A 15,416-nucleotide genomic window follows, 5' to 3' on the forward strand; every position below is an offset into this window, starting at 1 on the left:
GAGACAGCGGAGACAGCGGAGACAGCGGAGACGGCGGAGACAGCGGAGACAGCGGAGACAGCGGAGACAGCGGAGACAGCGGAGACAGCGGAGACAGCGGAGACAGCGGAGACAGCGGAGACGGCGAGGACAGCGAGGACAGCGAGGACAGCGAGGACAGCGAGAGCGGAGAGAGCGGAGAGAACCCCCCACGCGGCGGCGTCCGGTGCAAAAGCGCGCGACGGAGCGTGCGGGTCAACACGCGGACGGGTGCGCGCGCCGCATCAATCCGCGCCCGTGACCCAGGCGCCGAACCACTCGCTCGGCTGCGCGATTTCGTCCTGCGCGGCGACGAGCTCGAGCTCGTAGCGCCGCGCGTCGTAGGTCGCCTTCACGACCGCATGCACGGCGGCGAGCGTGTGCTCGAACGCGGCGCGCACGCTGTCGCCGCGCAGCCGCCGCGCGACGAAGACCGCGCTCGTCAGGTCGCCGACGCCGACCGGATGCCGCGGAAACGCATACAGCGGGCGCTGGCCGATCCACGCTTCGGTTTCGGTGACGACGAGCATGTTGAAACGGTCGGCAGGGCTGTTGCGGTCGTGCAGATGCTTGACGAGGATCACCTGCGGGCCGCGGCGAATGATCGAGCGGCACGCGTCGACCGCCTCCGCGACCGTCTCGACGCGCTTTCCGGCGAGCTTCTGCAGTTCGCCGTGATTGGGCGCCATGCCGTCCGCGAGCTCGGGCAACTCGGCGACGATGAACTCCTCGACGCCGGGCTCCGGGCGGATGCCGCCCGTCTGGCCCATCGCGGGATCGCAGAAGTACCACGCATTCGGGTTCGTCGCCTTCACGGTGCGCACGATCTCGACGGCCGCGCGCGCCTGCGCGGGCGAGCCGAGGAAGCCCGAGAGGACCGCGTCGCAGCGCTTGAGCGCGCCGATCGCCGCGATGCCGTCGACGAGCTGCTCCATCTTCGCCGCGTCGATCGCGCTGCCCGCCCAATGACCGTACTGCATGTGGTTCGACAACTGCACGGTGTTGAGCGGCCACACGTTGACGCCGAGCCGTTGCATCGGAAACACCGCGGCGCTGTTGCCCGCATGGCCGTAGATGACGTGCGACTGAATGCTGAGGACGTTTTTCATGATCGAGTGTGCCTGCGCGCGGCGGGCTCGTCGGACTACGTCGAACGATACATGACTTTTCCGCATTCGCGGAAACATCTGGTAATACAGTAACGAGGGTGTCGTCAGCCCGTCGAAAGTAAAATTGCGTGCGGCCCGCGCGAATGTCCGGCCGGCCGTTTCCTTCTCTCTTCTCGGCTTCGATGATGTTCCAGATTCGCATAATGCGGTTCGCGCGGCTCGCCGCGATGTCCGCGGCCGCCGCGGTGACGGCGATGCCGCAAGCGCCGGCGTGCGCAAGCACGCCGGTCGTCGCGGGCGCGCCGTCGGCACGCGCATCCGCGCCGTCGGCGGCCGTTGCGGGCGTCGTCCCGGGCGCTGCTTTGGCCACGGCTTCGGGCGCCGCATCGGCCACGACCTCGGCCGCGACCTCGGCTACGCCGCAAGCCGGCGCGGCGTCCGCCGTCGCCGCGCCGGCGAGCGCCGCCGCGCGCGCGAAGGGCGACGGCCCGGCGTACGGCACGGAGCTCGAGGGCTTCGCGTATGCGTATCCGGTGCATCGCTACGCGTTCACGTCGCAGCGCGAAACGCTGCAGATGGCGTACCTCGACGTGCTCCCCAGGCGCCCGAATGGCCGCACCGTCGTGCTGCTGCACGGGAAGAACTTCTGCGCGGGCACCTGGGAGCAGACGATCGACGTGCTCGCGAAGGCGGGCTACCGCGTCGTCGCGCCCGACCAGATCGGCTTTTGCAAGTCGACGAAACCCGCGCGCTATCAGTACAGCTTCCAGCAGCTCGCGCACAACACGCACGCGTTGCTCGAATCGATCGGCGTGAAGGAGGCGACGATCGTCGGTCACTCGACGGGCGGCATGCTCGCGGTGCGCTACGCGCTGATGTACCCGAAGGACACGCAGCAGCTCGTGCTCGTCAACCCGATCGGCCTCGAGGACTGGAAGGCGCTCGGCGTGCCGCCGCTGTCAGTCGACTACTGGTACGCGCGCGAGCTGAAAACGACCGCGGACGGCATTCGCCGCTACGAGCAGCGCACGTACTACGCGGGCGGGTGGTCGCCCGCCTACGAGCGCTGGGTGCAGATGCTTGCTGGCATGTATCGCGGGCCGGGGCGCGACGCCGTCGCGTGGAACTCGGCGCTCGTCTACGACATGATCCTCACGCAGCCGGTCGTCTACGAATTCGGCGCGATCACGGTGCCGACGCTGCTCCTCATCGGCGACAAGGACACGACCGCGATCGGCAAGGACGTCGCGCCGCCCGACGTGCACGCGAGGCTCGGCCATTATCCGGCGCTCGCGAAGCGCGCGCAGGCGGCGATTCCGGGCGCGGTGCTCTACGAATTTCCGGCGCTCGGCCACGCGCCGCAGATCCAGGACCCGCCGACTTTCCACAAGGCGCTGCTCGACGGGCTCGCGGACGCGAGGCCCGCGCACGCGGCGCGCGCGCCAAGCGAATAGGCGCGACCGCCGGAAGGCGGCGTGGCAGGGCAGGGCAGGGCGGACGGCGGACGGCGGACGGCGGACGGGGCGCGCGCGTGGCTCGTCCTGTTCGCATCGCGTTCGCGGCGGATTCGGCGGTCGTTCGTCGGCTGCTTTGGTGGCATTTTCGCGCAGAAGGTACGCGCGTTGCCGACAGATGTATCGTCGTTGCCGCATCCGCATCCGCATCCGCATCCGCATCCGCATCCGTAGGCGTAGCCGGAGCAAGATCCGCAGCAATAGCGGCATCTGCGTCAGCGGCGACGTTACCGATGACGACGCCGACGCTGGCGCTGATATCGCATCTAGATCTATACCGCCACCGCCACCGCCACCTCTGCCGCTGCCGCTGCTGCTGCCATCGCCATCGCCATCGCCATCGCCATCGACATCGACATCGACATCGACATCGACATCGCGCCGCCGCCCCTCCCCATCAACCCGCGACCTCGTCGCGAAGCGCGTCGCGCACCTGCGCGGCGATCTCGTACGAGCGCACCCGCGCGCCGTGATCGTAGATCTGCGCGGCGACGATCAACTCGTCCGCGCCCGTCTGCGCGATCAGCCGGCGCAGCCGCTCGCGCACCGTATCGCGCGAGCCGACCGCCGCGAACGACAGCGCCTGCGCGACGCTCGCGAGCTCCTGCTCGGTCGCGCCGAGCGCATCGAGCGACTCGACGGGCGGCGGCAACTGCCCGGGCGTGCCGCGCCGCAGCTTCAGGAACTGCTGCTGCAGAGACGTGAACAGGCGCCGCGCGTCGTCGTCGGTGTCGGCGGCGAACACGTTCACGCCGACCATCGCATACGGCTTCGCGAGCGCCGCGGACGGCCGGAACTGCGCGCGGTACACGTCGAGCGCGCGCATCAGGTAGTCGGGCGCGAAGTGCGACGCGAACGCGAACGGCAAGCCGAGCATCGCGGCGAGCTGCGCGCTGAAGAGGCTCGAGCCGAGCAGCCAGATCGGCACGTTCAGGCCGGCGCCCGGCACCGCGCGCACGCGCTGGCCCGGGGCGGGCGCGGCGAAGTAGCGCTGCAGCTCGACGACGTCGTCCGGGAACGCATCCGCGCTGCCGATGAGGTCGCGCCGCAGCGCGCGGGCCGTCGTCTGATCGGTGCCGGGCGCGCGCCCGAGGCCGAGATCGATGCGCCCGGGGTACAGCGACGCGAGGGTGCCGAACTGCTCGGCGATCACGAGCGGCGCGTGGTTCGGCAGCATCACGCCGCCCGAGCCGACGCGGATCGTCTGCGTCGCGCCCGCGACGTGGCCGATCACGACCGCGGTCGCGGCGCTCGCGATGCCGGGCATGTTGTGGTGCTCGGCGAGCCAGTAGCGGCGATAGCCGAGGCGCTCGGCGTGGCGGGCGAGGTCGACGGAATGGCGAAACGCCTGTGCGGCGTCGGCGCCGGCGGGAATCGGCGCGAGGTCGAGAACGGAGAACGGGATCATGGCGACGGCGGAACCGATGGCGTAGGGGGACGGAACATGGGCCGACGCGCGTGCGGCGCGGCCCACCGGTGATGCGTGCACACAACAGTTGCCGCTGATTGTGCCAAAGCGCTCCGGATCGCGTCGGCGGCCGAAAGATATCCCTGCCGTCGTCAGGGGCGAGCCGCGGCGTCAACTTGACGCGGAGCGGCGCGAAAGATTGTTCTGTAATAGACTGTAATCGCAAGAAATTTGATGAAATCCGGGACGATTTGGCTCGAATATTTCATCTGGTACAAAAGTCCACAGAAACCCTTACGTTTTGGACAGCGTGCTTCCTGCAAAGCGCTTACGCTAAGAGGAGGGCAATTGCGCGGAAATTGATTGCATCTGCGTGGATTTGCCGTTCAGAAACAGTGCTTTTCGGTACGCGCGGCAAGCGCTGCCCGCGCGTCGCTGCTAAAATTCGCGGCCTACACACCAATCGCGCTCACGGATTCCGTTCAATTCTCCCTGCGCTTGCCGCGAAAAGCCGCACGAGGAGCCTCGGGATTGCGGCCGTACGGCCGGTTCCGGTGCGTTGCGCGTCGTTGAAAGTGCAAGTAAGAGGAGTTGGGATCGTGTTCGAATTCGTCCCCGCCGAAGCATCGTGTCCCCGTTTCGCCCGCCGTCCGATCGTTCGGAGGCGAGCGGCATGACGGAATCGCTTTCCATCGTCGGGTGGGTGCTGCTCGCGCTCACCTGCGCATCGTGCGGCTATGCGGTGCTCGCGGCGTTCGCGCCGGCACCGCGCACGCCGCGCACGGCCGTGCGCGACGGCTTCGAGCCCGTCAGCGTGCTGAAGCCGCTGTGCGGGGCGGAGCCGCATCTGTACGAAAATCTCGCGACCTTCTGCGAGCAGCGGCATCCGCGCTACCAGTTGCTGTTCGGCGTCGCGTCGGCGGCCGATCCGGCCATCGCCGTCGTGCGGCGGCTGCAGGCCGATTATCCCGACTGCGACATCGAGCTCGTGATCGACGCGCGCGTGTACGGCTCGAACCTGAAGGTCAGCAACCTCGTCAATCTCGCCGAGCGCGCGCGCCACGGCCGCATCGTGATCGCCGACAGCGACATCGCGGTCGAACCCGATTATCTGACGCGCGTGACCGCGCCGCTCGCCGATGCGTCGGTGGGCGTCGTCACTTGCCTGTATCATGCGCGCAGCGTCGGCGGCTTCTGGACGCGGATCGGCGCGCAATTCGTCGATGCGTGGTTCGCGCCGTCGGTGCGGATCACCCACCTCGGCGGGTCGAGCCGCTTCGGATTCGGCGCGACGCTCGCGTTGACGCGCGCGACGCTCGATGCGATCGGCGGCTTCAAGGCGCTGAAGGACGAACTCGCTGACGACTACTGGCTCGCCGAGCTGCCGCGTCGGCTCGGGCTGCGCACGGTGCTCTCCGAGGTGAACGTGGCGACCGACGTCGCGGAGCCGTCGTTCGCGCCGCTCTGGCTGCGCGAGACGCGCTGGCTGCGCACGATCCGCTCGCTGAATCCGGCGGGTTTCGCTTTCCTGTTCATCACGTTCACCGCGCCGTGGCTCGCGGCCGGCGCGGCGCTCGCGGCGTGGCTCGGCCCGGCGTCGGCGGCGGGTGCCACGGCCGGCGCGGCCGCCGCGATCGGCACGCTCGCGCGGCTCGCGCTGCATGCGCGCGGCTCGGCCGGCTGGCGTGCGTTCTGGCACGATTTGCCGCTCGTGCCGGTGCGCGACGCGCTGCTCGCGCTCGAGTGGCTCGTCGCCGCGTTCGGCACGCAGGTCGTGTGGCGGGGCGCCAGGATGACGGTCGTCGGCGGCGACGCGCGCGCGACCGTCGTCGAAGCGGGCGACGGGCGCTGAAGGGCGCGCGACACGGCGCGACACATATACGGGATGCGCGGGCGGCCACGGGCCGCCCGCGGTTTTCGAAACATTTGTACTGGAACGAATTGATATCTATGCAGCAGGCTACCGGAGCATTCATGAAAACGCTGTTCTTGCAGGCACCGTCGTACGACGGCTTCGACGGCGGCGCGGGCTCCCGCTATCAGGCAAAGCGCGAGATCCGGTCCTTCTGGTATCCGACGTGGCTCGCGCAGCCGGCCGCGCTCGTGCCGGGCAGCCGCGTGCTCGACGCGCCGGCCGACAGCCTGTCGGTCGAAGACACGCTCAAGATCGCGAAGGACTACGATCTCGTGATCATCCACACGAGCACGCCGTCGTTCCCGACCGACGCGATGTTCGCGGAAGACCTGAAGAAGATGAAGCCGTCGATGCTCGTCGGCATGGTCGGCGCGAAGGTCGCGGTCGATCCGCACAACTCGCTCACCGCGACGGAAGCGATCGATTTCGTGTGCCGCGAGGAGTTCGACTACACCTGCAAGGATATCGCCGAAGGCAAGCCCTTCGCCGAGATTCTCGGCATGAGCTACCGCGCGAAGGACGGCTCGATCGAGCACAACGGAGCGCGTCCGATGATCGAGAACATGGACGAGCTGCCGTTCGTCGCGCCCGTCTACAAGCGCGACCTGAAGATCGACAACTATTTCATCGGCTATCTGAACTACCCGTACGTGTCGATCTACACGGGCCGCGGCTGCCGCTCGAAGTGCACGTTCTGCCTGTGGCCGCAGACGGTGGGCGGCCACCGCTACCGCGTGCGCTCGGTCGAGAGCGTGCTCGCGGAAGTGAAGTGGATTCGCGACAACATGCCGGAAGTGAAGGAAATCATGTTCGACGACGACACCTTCACCGACTTCAAGCCGCGCGTCGAGGAGATCGCGCGCGGGCTCGGCAAGCTCGGCGTCACGTGGTCGTGCAACGCGAAGGCGAACGTGCCGTATTCGACGCTGAAGATCATGAAGGAAAACGGGCTGCGCCTGCTGCTCGTCGGCTACGAGTCGGGCGACGACCAGATCCTCTTGAACATCAAGAAGGGCTTGCGCACCGACATCGCGCGCCGCTTCAACGAGGATTGCAAGAAGCTCGGCATCAAGATCCACGGCACCTTCATCCTCGGCCTGCCGGGCGAGACGAAGGAAACGATCAAGAAGACGATCGAGTACGCGAAGGAAATCAATCCGCACACGATCCAGGTGTCGCTCGCCGCGCCGTATCCGGGCACGCGCCTGTACAACCAGGCGATCGAGAACGGCTGGATGGAGGAGAACAAGACGATCAACCTCGTCAGCAAGGAAGGCGTGCAGCTCGCGGCGATCGGCTATCCGCACCTGTCGAAGGAAGACATCTACCACGAGCTCGAGCATTTCTACCGCGAGTTCTACTTCCGCCCGTCGAAGATCTGGGAGATCCTGCGCGAAATGCTGACGAGCTGGGACATGATGAAGCGCCGTCTGCGCGAGGGCGTCGAATTCTTCCGCTTCCTGCGCGCGCACGAGGCGTAATCGGTGGCTGCCTCCGACGCGGCGCGGCGCGCGCTGATCTTCACGGCGGACGATTTCGGCCTGCATGAGCGGGTCAATGCCGCCGTCGAGCGTGCGCACCGCGACGGCGTGCTCGCGGCCGCGAGCCTGATGGTCGGCGCGCCGGCCGCGCGCGACGCGATCGAGCGCGCGAAGTGCCTGCCGTCGCTCGCGGTCGGCCTGCACGTCGTGCTCGCCGATGGGCCGGCGACGCTGCCCGCAAGCGAGATTCCCGCGCTCGTCGGCCCCGACGGCCGTTTCGGCGACGCGATGGCGAAGGACGGCTGCCGCTTTTTCTTCCTGCCGCACGTGCGAGCGCAACTGCGCCGCGAGATCCGCGCGCAGTTCGAGGCGTTCGCGGCGACCGGGCTCGCGCTCGATCACGTGAACACGCACAAGCATTTCCATCTGCATCCGACCGTGCTGTCGATGCTCGTCGAGATCGGCCGCGAATTCGGGCTTTCCGCGATGCGGCTGCCGTACGAGCCGTCGACGCCGTTCTGGCTGAAGCCGTGGATCGGGCTCGTGCGCGCGCGGCTCGACCGCGCGGGCATCGCGCACAACGACTACGTGGTCGGCATCGAGCACACGGGCGCGATGGACGAGGCCGTGCTGCTCGACGCGCTCGCGAAGCTGCCGCCGGGCGTCGGCGAGATCTACTCGCATCCGGCGGAGGCGGGCGACGGCCCGATCACGCCGTCGATGCGCGATTACCGGCCGGCCGACGAGCTCGCCGCGCTCCTGTCGCCGCGCGTCGCGGCCGCGGTGCAGGCGGCGGGCGTCGCGTGCGGCGGCTTCGCCGACGTGTTCGGCGATCGCGCGCGTGCGCGCCTGCCGCGCGGCGCGCGGATCACCGGGGCGCAGCCGTCATGATCCGCTGGATCAAATGGCTCGGCTGGCCGATCGGGATCGCGATCCTGCTCGCGCTCGTCGTGCACGAGGGCGTCGGCGACGCCGTCCGCGTGATCGGCCAGGCCGGCTTCGCGCTGCTGTGGCTCGTGCCGTTTCACGGCCTGCCGCTGCTGCTCGACGCGCACGCCTGGCGTTTGCTGCTCGACAAGCGCGCGTCGCTGCCGTTCCTCTGGTGGATCGCGACCGTGCGCGAGGCGGTGAACCGCCTGCTGCCCGTCGTCGGCGTCGGCGGCGAGATCGTCGGCATCCGGCTCGCGCGCTGGCGCGTGCCCGATGCGAGCCGCGTGACGGCGTCGGTGATCGTCGAGGTGCTGGTGACGATCGCCGTTCAGTACGCGTTCGCCGCGCTCGGCCTCGTGCTGCTGCTCGCCGCGACGCAGCAGAGCGTCGGCGCGAAGACGATCGGCGTCGCGCTCGTGCTGTCGCTGCCGATGCCGGTGCTCGCGTTCGCGCTGATGCGGCGCGGCGGTGTCTTCCATGCGATCGAGCGCTTCGCGAGCCGGCTGCTCGGCGATTCGCACAGGCTGCTGCAAGGCGTCGACGGCAAGCGCCTCGACGCCGACATCGACGCGCTGATGTCGCGCGCGGGCCTCTTGTTTCGCGCATTCTTCTGGCAGCTCGCCGGCTACGTGGTCGGCGCGCTCGAAATTTACTGGGCGCTCGCACTGCTCGGCCATCCGGTGTCGATCGGCGGCGCGATCGCGATCGAGGCGATGACGCAGGCCGTGCGCCACGCGGCGTTCATGGTGCCGGGCGGGCTGGGCGTCCAGGAGGCGACCGTCGTGCTGCTCGCGCAGATGTTCGGCGTCGATCGCGAGGCGGCGCTGTCGCTCGCGCTCGTCAAGCGCGTGCGCGAGCTGCTGTTCGGCGCGCTGGCGCTCGGGTCGTGGCAGCTCGTCGAGCTGTCGCGCACGCGACGGCGGATTCGCAGCCACGCGCGGCGCGCGGCCCGCGTCGCGGCCGCCGAGGCGCGGCGCGAGCGCGAGGTCGAGACGCTGCTGTGAGCGCGTGGTCGGGCGACGCGGCGCTTCCTTTCGGCTGTTGACTCGCCGGGCTGCCGAATCGATCGTCCGAAGGCACGAAGGCACGAAGGCACGAAGGCACGAAGGCTCAAAGGCTCAAAGGCTCAAAGGCTCAAAGGCTCAAAGGCTCAAAGGCTCAAAGGCTCAAAGGCTCAAAGGCTCAAAGGCTCAAAGGCTCAAAGGCTCAAAGGCTCAAAGGCTCAAAGGCTCAAAGGCTCAAAGGCTCAAAGGCTCAAAGGGGAGCCGACCGCGCGCACGCTCGGCGGTTCCGCCGGCGATCGTCCGGCCGTGCGGCTAGGGGCGTTGCGATTCTCCTCCTTTCGCGTCGCGAAGCCGGGGCGATTGCCAACCGCGGCTCGCCGCCGAGTGCCGTCTCGACACGGCGCGACACGATGAGAAGCCACGAGAAGCCGTGAGCAGCCGCGAGAAGCGACGCGTCGCGGTGAAACGGACCACACTTCGAGCGCTTCATCGAGTCGCGCTTTCCGCGCACGATGATCGCGGTGCGGTATGCTTGCGCGCGTGTTCGATGTCACGCGCAAGTCGCGCCATTTCCCGATGACGATGTTCCGATTCCGTGTCCTTCCCGTGGCAATGCTCGGCGCGGCGCTCGTGCTCGCCGGCTGCGACGACCAGCAAAGCGAGCAGACCGTGCAGCGATTCAAAGATTTCTTCAACGCGGTCAAGCCCGCGCCGCTGTTCCTCAAGGGCCTCACGCCCGGCGTGACGACGGAGGCCGAGATCCGCGGCCAGATGGGCCGGCCCGAAACCGAGCGCGTCTATACCGACGGCTCGAAGCGTCTCGAATATCCGCGCGGCCCGATGGGCAACGAGACCTACATGGTCGACATCGACGCGAACGGCCGCTTCGTCGCCGCGACGCAGGTGCTGACGGCCGCGAACTTCGCGAAGGTTCGCCCGGGCATGTCGGAGGACGAGGTGCGGCGGCTGCTCGGCAAGCCGACCGAGGTCGCGCGCTATCCGCTCAAGCCGGAGACGGTGTGGAGCTGGCGCTGGCTCGAGGACGGCGTCAATCAGGATGCGTTTTTCAACGCTCATTTCGGGCCGGACGGGCTCGTCTATACGACGTCGCGCTCGGACATCCTGAAGGGGCACTGAGCGTCGAGGCGGGGCGGGGCTGCGTCGAGGGCGGCCGGCCCCGTGGGGCGTCGGCGCGTGGCCCAATCGGTTCGTATTCGTCCGTCGCGCCTGCGCGTACGCGAACGCAGGCATGTGCGCCGCGTGCGCCCGAGCGCCTGCCGCGCCTTGCCGGTTCTTTGCGGCGCAATGGCCGGTTGTCGTCATGAGCGGCTTGGCCGATCGCGGACGCTCGCGAGCGCGCTCGCAAAATCTGTCGGCGCTCGGGGTGACTCGCAGGCCGTCGGATTTCTCCTCGGCGCCGGCAGGCACTCGCTGACGCCGGCTTCTCACGGCGTCCTCGCTTCGTCCTCGCTTCGTCGTCGCTTCCTCGAGCCATCTCGTCATCTCGCGGCTTTCGCCGCGCGTGCCGGTCAATGCCGCGCAGCGCGGCCGACGACCACTGGCGCTGTCGGCGCGCGTCATTCACGCCTTTCGAGGCCATCCGGAGCCGTTCCAGGCGCTCAGACGCGCTTCGAGGCGCTGCCGACAGTGCCGACAGTGCCCGACTGGTTGCGAGCGGTGCGAACGCCCGCGAACCGGCTGCCGATCATCGTGCGTCGCCGCGAACCGTCCGCTGCGGCCGCCCGTCCGCGCCCGTCGTCCCTATCGCAAAAGCGACTCGAAACTTACAAAAAAGCTGCGCACGACGCGCGGCCGGCAATGCCCGCCGCCGACGTTTACCCCGCTAAAACAGTGCTGTGCGCGTGCCGCGCGCCGGCGTCGCCGTGATATTGCGGCGCAGCATTGCGCGCCACCGCCATTTGAGCCGATTTTTTTCGCTTGCGACTATCCGCGTCAAACCGGCGCAGCCGTCCGTGCGCCGCTCCCATCACGATCACGGAGACAAGCGTGTTTCTATACGGCTTTGGCCCGCTCATCTGGGCCGGCACCGTGCAGACGATCGAGCTGTCGGTGCTGTCGCTCGCAGCCGCAATCGTGCTCGGCCTCGTCGGCGCGGTGGCGAAGCTCTCGCACAATCGCGCGCTGCGCGCGATGGCGACGGGCTACACGACGCTCATCCGCTCGGTGCCCGATCTCGTGCTGATGCTGCTGCTGTTCTACAGCATTCAGATCTGGCTGAACCAGTTCACCGATCTGATGAACTGGGATCAGATCGACATCGACCCGTTCGTCGCGGGCGTGCTGACGCTCGGCTTCATCTACGGCGCGTACTTCACCGAGACGTTTCGCGGCGCGTTCCTCTCGGTGCCGCGCGGCCAGCTCGAGGCGGGCAGCGCGTACGGGATGAGCGGCATGCGCGTGTTCGTGAGGATCATGTTTCCGCAGATGATGCGCTTCGCGCTGCCCGGCATCGGCAACAACTGGCAGGTGCTCGTGAAGGCGACCGCGCTCGTGTCGATCATCGGCCTGGCCGACGTCGTGAAAGCCGCGCAGGACGCGGGCAAGAGCACGTTCAACATGTTCTTCTTCATCCTCGTCGCGGCGCTCGTGTATCTCGCGATCACGACGGTCTCCAATCTCGTGCTCAGGCAGCTCGAGAAGCGTTATTCCATCGGCGTGAGGCACGCGGAACTATGATCGAGATTCTCCAGGAATTCGGGCGCGCGTTCTTCTACTGGGACGGCCAGCGCATGTCGGGGCTTGCCGTCACGCTGTGGCTGCTCGTCGCGTCGCTCGCGATCGGCTTTGCCTGCGCGGTGCCGCTCGCGGTCGCGCGGGTGTCGAAGAACCGCTGGCTGTCGACGCCCGTGCGCTTCTACACGTACGTGTTTCGCGGCACGCCGCTCTACGTGCAATTGCTCCTCATCTACACCGGGATGTACAGCCTCGCGTTCGTTCGCGATCATGCGTTCCTCGACGCGTTCTTCAGGAGCGGCTTCAACTGCGCGATCCTCGCGTTCGCGCTCAACACCTGTGCGTACACGACCGAGATCTTCGCGGGCGCGATCCGCGCGATCCCGCACGGCGAGGTCGAGGCGGCGCGCGCGTACGGGATGAGCCCGCTCACGATGTACCGCCGGGTGATCCTGCCGTCGTCGCTGCGCCGCGCGCTGCCGCTTTACAGCAACGAAGTGATCCTGATGCTGCATGCGACGACGGTTGCGTTCACGGCGACCGTGCCCGATATCCTGAAGGTCGCGCGCGACGCGAATTCGGCGACGTACATGGCGTTCCAGTCGTTCGGAATCGCCGCGCTGATCTATCTTGCGGTATCGTTCGCACTCGTCGCGGCCTTTCGTCGGGCCGAGCGCCACTGGCTCGCGTATCTCGCGGCCGGCCGTCATTGATTTCACTCCAGGGAGAGCCAGTTGGCAGAGACCACGACCACGACCGCCGCGTGCAAGCTCGAGGCGCGGGACATCCACAAGCGCTACGGCGACAACGAGGTGCTCAAGGGCGTGTCGCTGAACGCGAAGGCGGGTGACGTCATCAGCATCATCGGCGCGAGCGGCTCCGGCAAGAGCACGTTCCTGCGCTGCATCAATTTTCTTGAGCGGCCGAACGCGGGTCAGATCGTCGTCGACGGCGAGACGGTGCGCACGAAGGCCGATCGCGCGGGCAGCCTCGAAGTCGCCGATCACAAGCAGCTGCAGCGGATTCGCACGAAGCTCGCGATGGTGTTCCAGCACTTCAACCTGTGGGCGCACATGAACGTGCTCGAGAACGTGATGGAGGCGCCGGTGCACGTGCTCGGCATTCCGAAGCGCGAGGCCGAGGAGCGCGCGCGCGAATATCTGGAGAAAGTGGGCCTCGCGCCGCGCGTGGAAAAGCAGTATCCGTCGCATCTGTCGGGCGGTCAGCAGCAGCGCGTCGCAATTGCGCGCGCGCTCGCGATGCATCCGGACGTGATGCTGTTCGACGAGCCGACGTCGGCGCTCGACCCGGAGCTCGTCGGCGAAGTGCTCAAGGTGATGCAAAAGCTCGCGGAGGAAGGGCGCACGATGATCGTCGTCACGCACGAGATGGGCTTTGCGCGCAACGTGTCGAACCACGTGATGTTCCTGCACCAGGGGCGCACCGAGGAAGAGGGCGATCCGGCCGACGTGCTCGGGCGTCCGCAAAGCGAGCGCCTGAGGCAGTTCCTGTCGGGCAGCCTCAAGTAACGGTCGACGCGGCAGGTCGTGACGTCCGTGAATCGTCCAGCGAATCCCGCCCGCACGATACAGGTGGCGATCGTCGCGTTGCCGCCCGTGTCGATGTCGGGCGTGGGGCCGATCGTCGACGCGTTGAATCTCGCGAACGAGATCGACGCGCGCCTGTTGTACCGCTGGCAGGTGTGCTCGTGGGACGGCCGCGCGGTGCCGCTCGCGGGCGGCGCGCAGTGGCACGCGGACGCCGCGTTCAACGATGCGATCGTCTGCGACTGGCTGATCGTCGTCAGCGAGCGGTTCCAGCAGTTCGCCGATTACCGGCTCTTTCTCGCGAGCCTCGCGCGGGTCGGCCAGCGCACGCCGCTCGTGACGGGCATTCATCACGGCGTGTGGTGGCTCGCGATGGCGGGGCAGTTGTCGGGCTACCGGGTGAGCGTGAACTGGGAGACTTACCAGCAGTTCGCGGAGCAATTCGAGCGTTCGATCGTCACGCAGCAGATCTTCGAGATCGACCGCGATCGCGCGACGTGCGCGGGCGGCCAGGCGAGCGTTGATTTCATGCTGGCGATGATCGGCCGCGATCAGGGGCCGGAGCTGGCGGAGCGGGTTGCGGACGCGCTCGGCACGGGGCCGCTTCGCAGCGGCGAGGAGCGCCAGCGGATTCCGTTCGTGACGGCGCCGGGCGAGCGGCACCCGCGATTGAACGATGCGCTGCTGCTGATGGAGGCGAATGTCGAGGACCCGCTGACGACGGACGAGATCGCGGGGCTCGTCGGCGTGTCGCGGCGGCAGCTCGAGCGACTCTTCAGACAGTATCTCGGCGCGATGCCGTCGAAGTATTACCTGAATTTGCGGTTGCTGAAGGCGCGCACGCAGTTGCAGCGCACGAGCAAGTCGGTCGTGCAGGTGAGTCTCGCGTGCGGGTTTTCTTCGGCGGCGCATTTTTCGAATGCCTATCGGGAACGCTTCGGCGTCACGCCGCGCGAGGATCGGCGCGCGTGGCTCGAGAAGCAGCACGGGAAGGGGGGCGCCGAGCCGCCTCGCGCGGGGGCCTTGGTGGAGCGGCCGCCGGCTCGGGACTGAGCGTGAGCAGTCCTTGGGGGCGCTTTCTTCGTTGCGGTTTTTTTGTCGGTTGTTTGGCGTATGTGTGTGTGTCGTGAATGGCCTGTGATGTTTGCGGTCTGTGAGCGTCGCCCCTCCCCGGGGCGAGGGTCACTTTTCTTTGTCTTGCCAAAGAAAAGTAACCAAAAGAAAGGCGCTTTTTCGGCCCAGGCCTAAGGCGACATGCTCGTTCGTGTCGGCACGGCCCCCAACGTGTCGCGTCGCACCGGAACGCGGAGCGGATCGCGCGGGGGCCGTGTCGTCGCATCGCCCGCCGGCTCCTTTTTCGCTGCGCTCGGACGATGGGCACATCAAGGCGCGAGCCTCGGATTTGAATAATTGGCATACCTTGAGATTGGCGGCATGCGTCGTGCGGGGCGAGCCGTGACATGAAAGAGTGGTTTGCAGCGAAGTGAGCGGTGAAGCTGGCGAGAAGAGCGAACGCAGCTCCCTTTGCTGTCCGCCGAAGGACGCGCCTTTCTTTTGGTTACTTTTCTTTGGCAAGACAAAGAAAAGTGACCCTCGCCCCGGGGAGGGGCGACGCTCACAGACCGCAAACATCACAGGCCATTCACGACACACACATACGCCAAACAACCGACAAAAAATCGTCGCCCGCCGAAAAGGGCAAAAGAACCCCATCCGACAAATCGCGTCGCAATTGCGCAAGACGCATCGCGCGGCGTTGCCTAAACTTGAATCTGTTACCTCTTACGAAACGAAAG

General features: G+C 67.4%; 12 protein-coding genes and 1 pseudogene. 10 read left to right on the forward strand and 3 right to left on the reverse strand.

Going from position 1 to position 15,416, the window contains the following annotated elements; genetic code table 11:
* Positions 1-263: 263 nt before the first annotated feature.
* Positions 264-1,127: a pyridoxal kinase PdxY gene (gene pdxY, locus WS91_RS08690; protein WP_038751093.1), complete on the reverse strand. Its 864-nt coding sequence runs from the start codon at positions 1,125-1,127 to the stop codon at positions 264-266.
* Positions 1,128-1,354: 227 nt separating this feature from the next.
* On the opposite strand from pdxY, the gene WS91_RS08695 reads away from it, so the two are divergent.
* Positions 1,355-2,581 (forward strand): alpha/beta fold hydrolase, encoded by a 1,227-nt coding sequence (locus WS91_RS08695; RefSeq protein WP_442854970.1) that lies wholly within the window; start codon positions 1,355-1,357, stop codon positions 2,579-2,581.
* A gap of 457 nt (positions 2,582-3,038) precedes the next feature.
* Here WS91_RS08695 and WS91_RS08705 read toward each other — a convergent pair whose 3' ends face one another.
* On the reverse strand, positions 3,039-4,049 hold the full coding sequence (locus WS91_RS08705) for an LLM class flavin-dependent oxidoreductase (RefSeq protein WP_038751089.1): 1,011 nt from the start codon (positions 4,047-4,049) through the stop codon (positions 3,039-3,041).
* Positions 4,050-4,722: 673 nt separating this feature from the next.
* On the opposite strand from WS91_RS08705, the gene hpnI reads away from it, so the two are divergent.
* From hpnI to WS91_RS08750, 9 genes are all read left to right on the forward strand, one after another.
* A complete protein-coding gene (gene hpnI / locus WS91_RS08710; protein ID WP_038751087.1) occupies positions 4,723-5,901 on the forward strand; it encodes a bacteriohopanetetrol glucosamine biosynthesis glycosyltransferase HpnI in 1,179 nt (392 codons plus the stop codon).
* A 122-nt stretch (positions 5,902-6,023) separates the two neighbouring features.
* Positions 6,024-7,445 (forward strand): hopanoid biosynthesis associated radical SAM protein HpnJ, encoded by a 1,422-nt coding sequence (gene hpnJ / locus WS91_RS08715; RefSeq protein WP_038751085.1) that lies wholly within the window; start codon positions 6,024-6,026, stop codon positions 7,443-7,445.
* A 3-nt stretch (positions 7,446-7,448) separates the two neighbouring features.
* Positions 7,449-8,336, forward strand: a complete 888-nt coding sequence (gene hpnK / locus WS91_RS08720; protein ID WP_059670123.1) for a hopanoid biosynthesis-associated protein HpnK — start codon at positions 7,449-7,451, stop codon at positions 8,334-8,336.
* A complete protein-coding gene (locus WS91_RS08725) occupies positions 8,333-9,379 on the forward strand; it encodes a lysylphosphatidylglycerol synthase domain-containing protein (protein WP_038751081.1) in 1,047 nt (348 codons plus the stop codon). Before hpnK ends, WS91_RS08725 begins: the two co-directional genes overlap by 4 nt.
* A gap of 576 nt (positions 9,380-9,955) precedes the next feature.
* A complete protein-coding gene (gene bamE, locus WS91_RS08730) occupies positions 9,956-10,516 on the forward strand; it encodes an outer membrane protein assembly factor BamE domain-containing protein (protein WP_038751139.1) in 561 nt (186 codons plus the stop codon).
* A gap of 870 nt (positions 10,517-11,386) precedes the next feature.
* The gene (locus tag WS91_RS08735) at positions 11,387-12,076 is read left to right on the forward strand and encodes an ABC transporter permease (RefSeq protein ID WP_038751079.1); all 690 of its coding nucleotides are present in this window, start codon (positions 11,387-11,389) and stop codon (positions 12,074-12,076) included.
* Positions 12,073-12,786: an ABC transporter permease gene (locus WS91_RS08740; RefSeq protein WP_038751077.1), complete on the forward strand. Its 714-nt coding sequence runs from the start codon at positions 12,073-12,075 to the stop codon at positions 12,784-12,786. The genes WS91_RS08735 and WS91_RS08740 overlap by 4 nt, the downstream gene beginning before the upstream one ends.
* A gap of 21 nt (positions 12,787-12,807) precedes the next feature.
* Positions 12,808-13,602, forward strand: coding sequence for an ABC transporter ATP-binding protein (locus tag WS91_RS08745; protein ID WP_059670124.1), 795 nt, complete (start codon positions 12,808-12,810; stop codon positions 13,600-13,602).
* A 27-nt stretch (positions 13,603-13,629) separates the two neighbouring features.
* Entirely contained in the window at positions 13,630-14,673 is a 1,044-nt protein-coding gene (locus tag WS91_RS08750; RefSeq protein ID WP_038755384.1) for a GlxA family transcriptional regulator, read from the forward strand.
* Between the two features lie 489 nt (positions 14,674-15,162).
* On the opposite strand, the pseudogene WS91_RS37905 reads toward WS91_RS08750, so the two are convergent.
* Positions 15,163-15,252, reverse strand: a pseudogene (locus WS91_RS37905) (ion transporter); the annotation flags it as partial.
* Between the last annotated feature and the right edge of the window lie 164 nt (positions 15,253-15,416).

It is taken from the genome of Burkholderia sp. MSMB1498, from assembly GCF_001526245.1.
Lineage (GTDB): Bacteria > Pseudomonadota > Gammaproteobacteria > Burkholderiales > Burkholderiaceae > Burkholderia > Burkholderia savannae.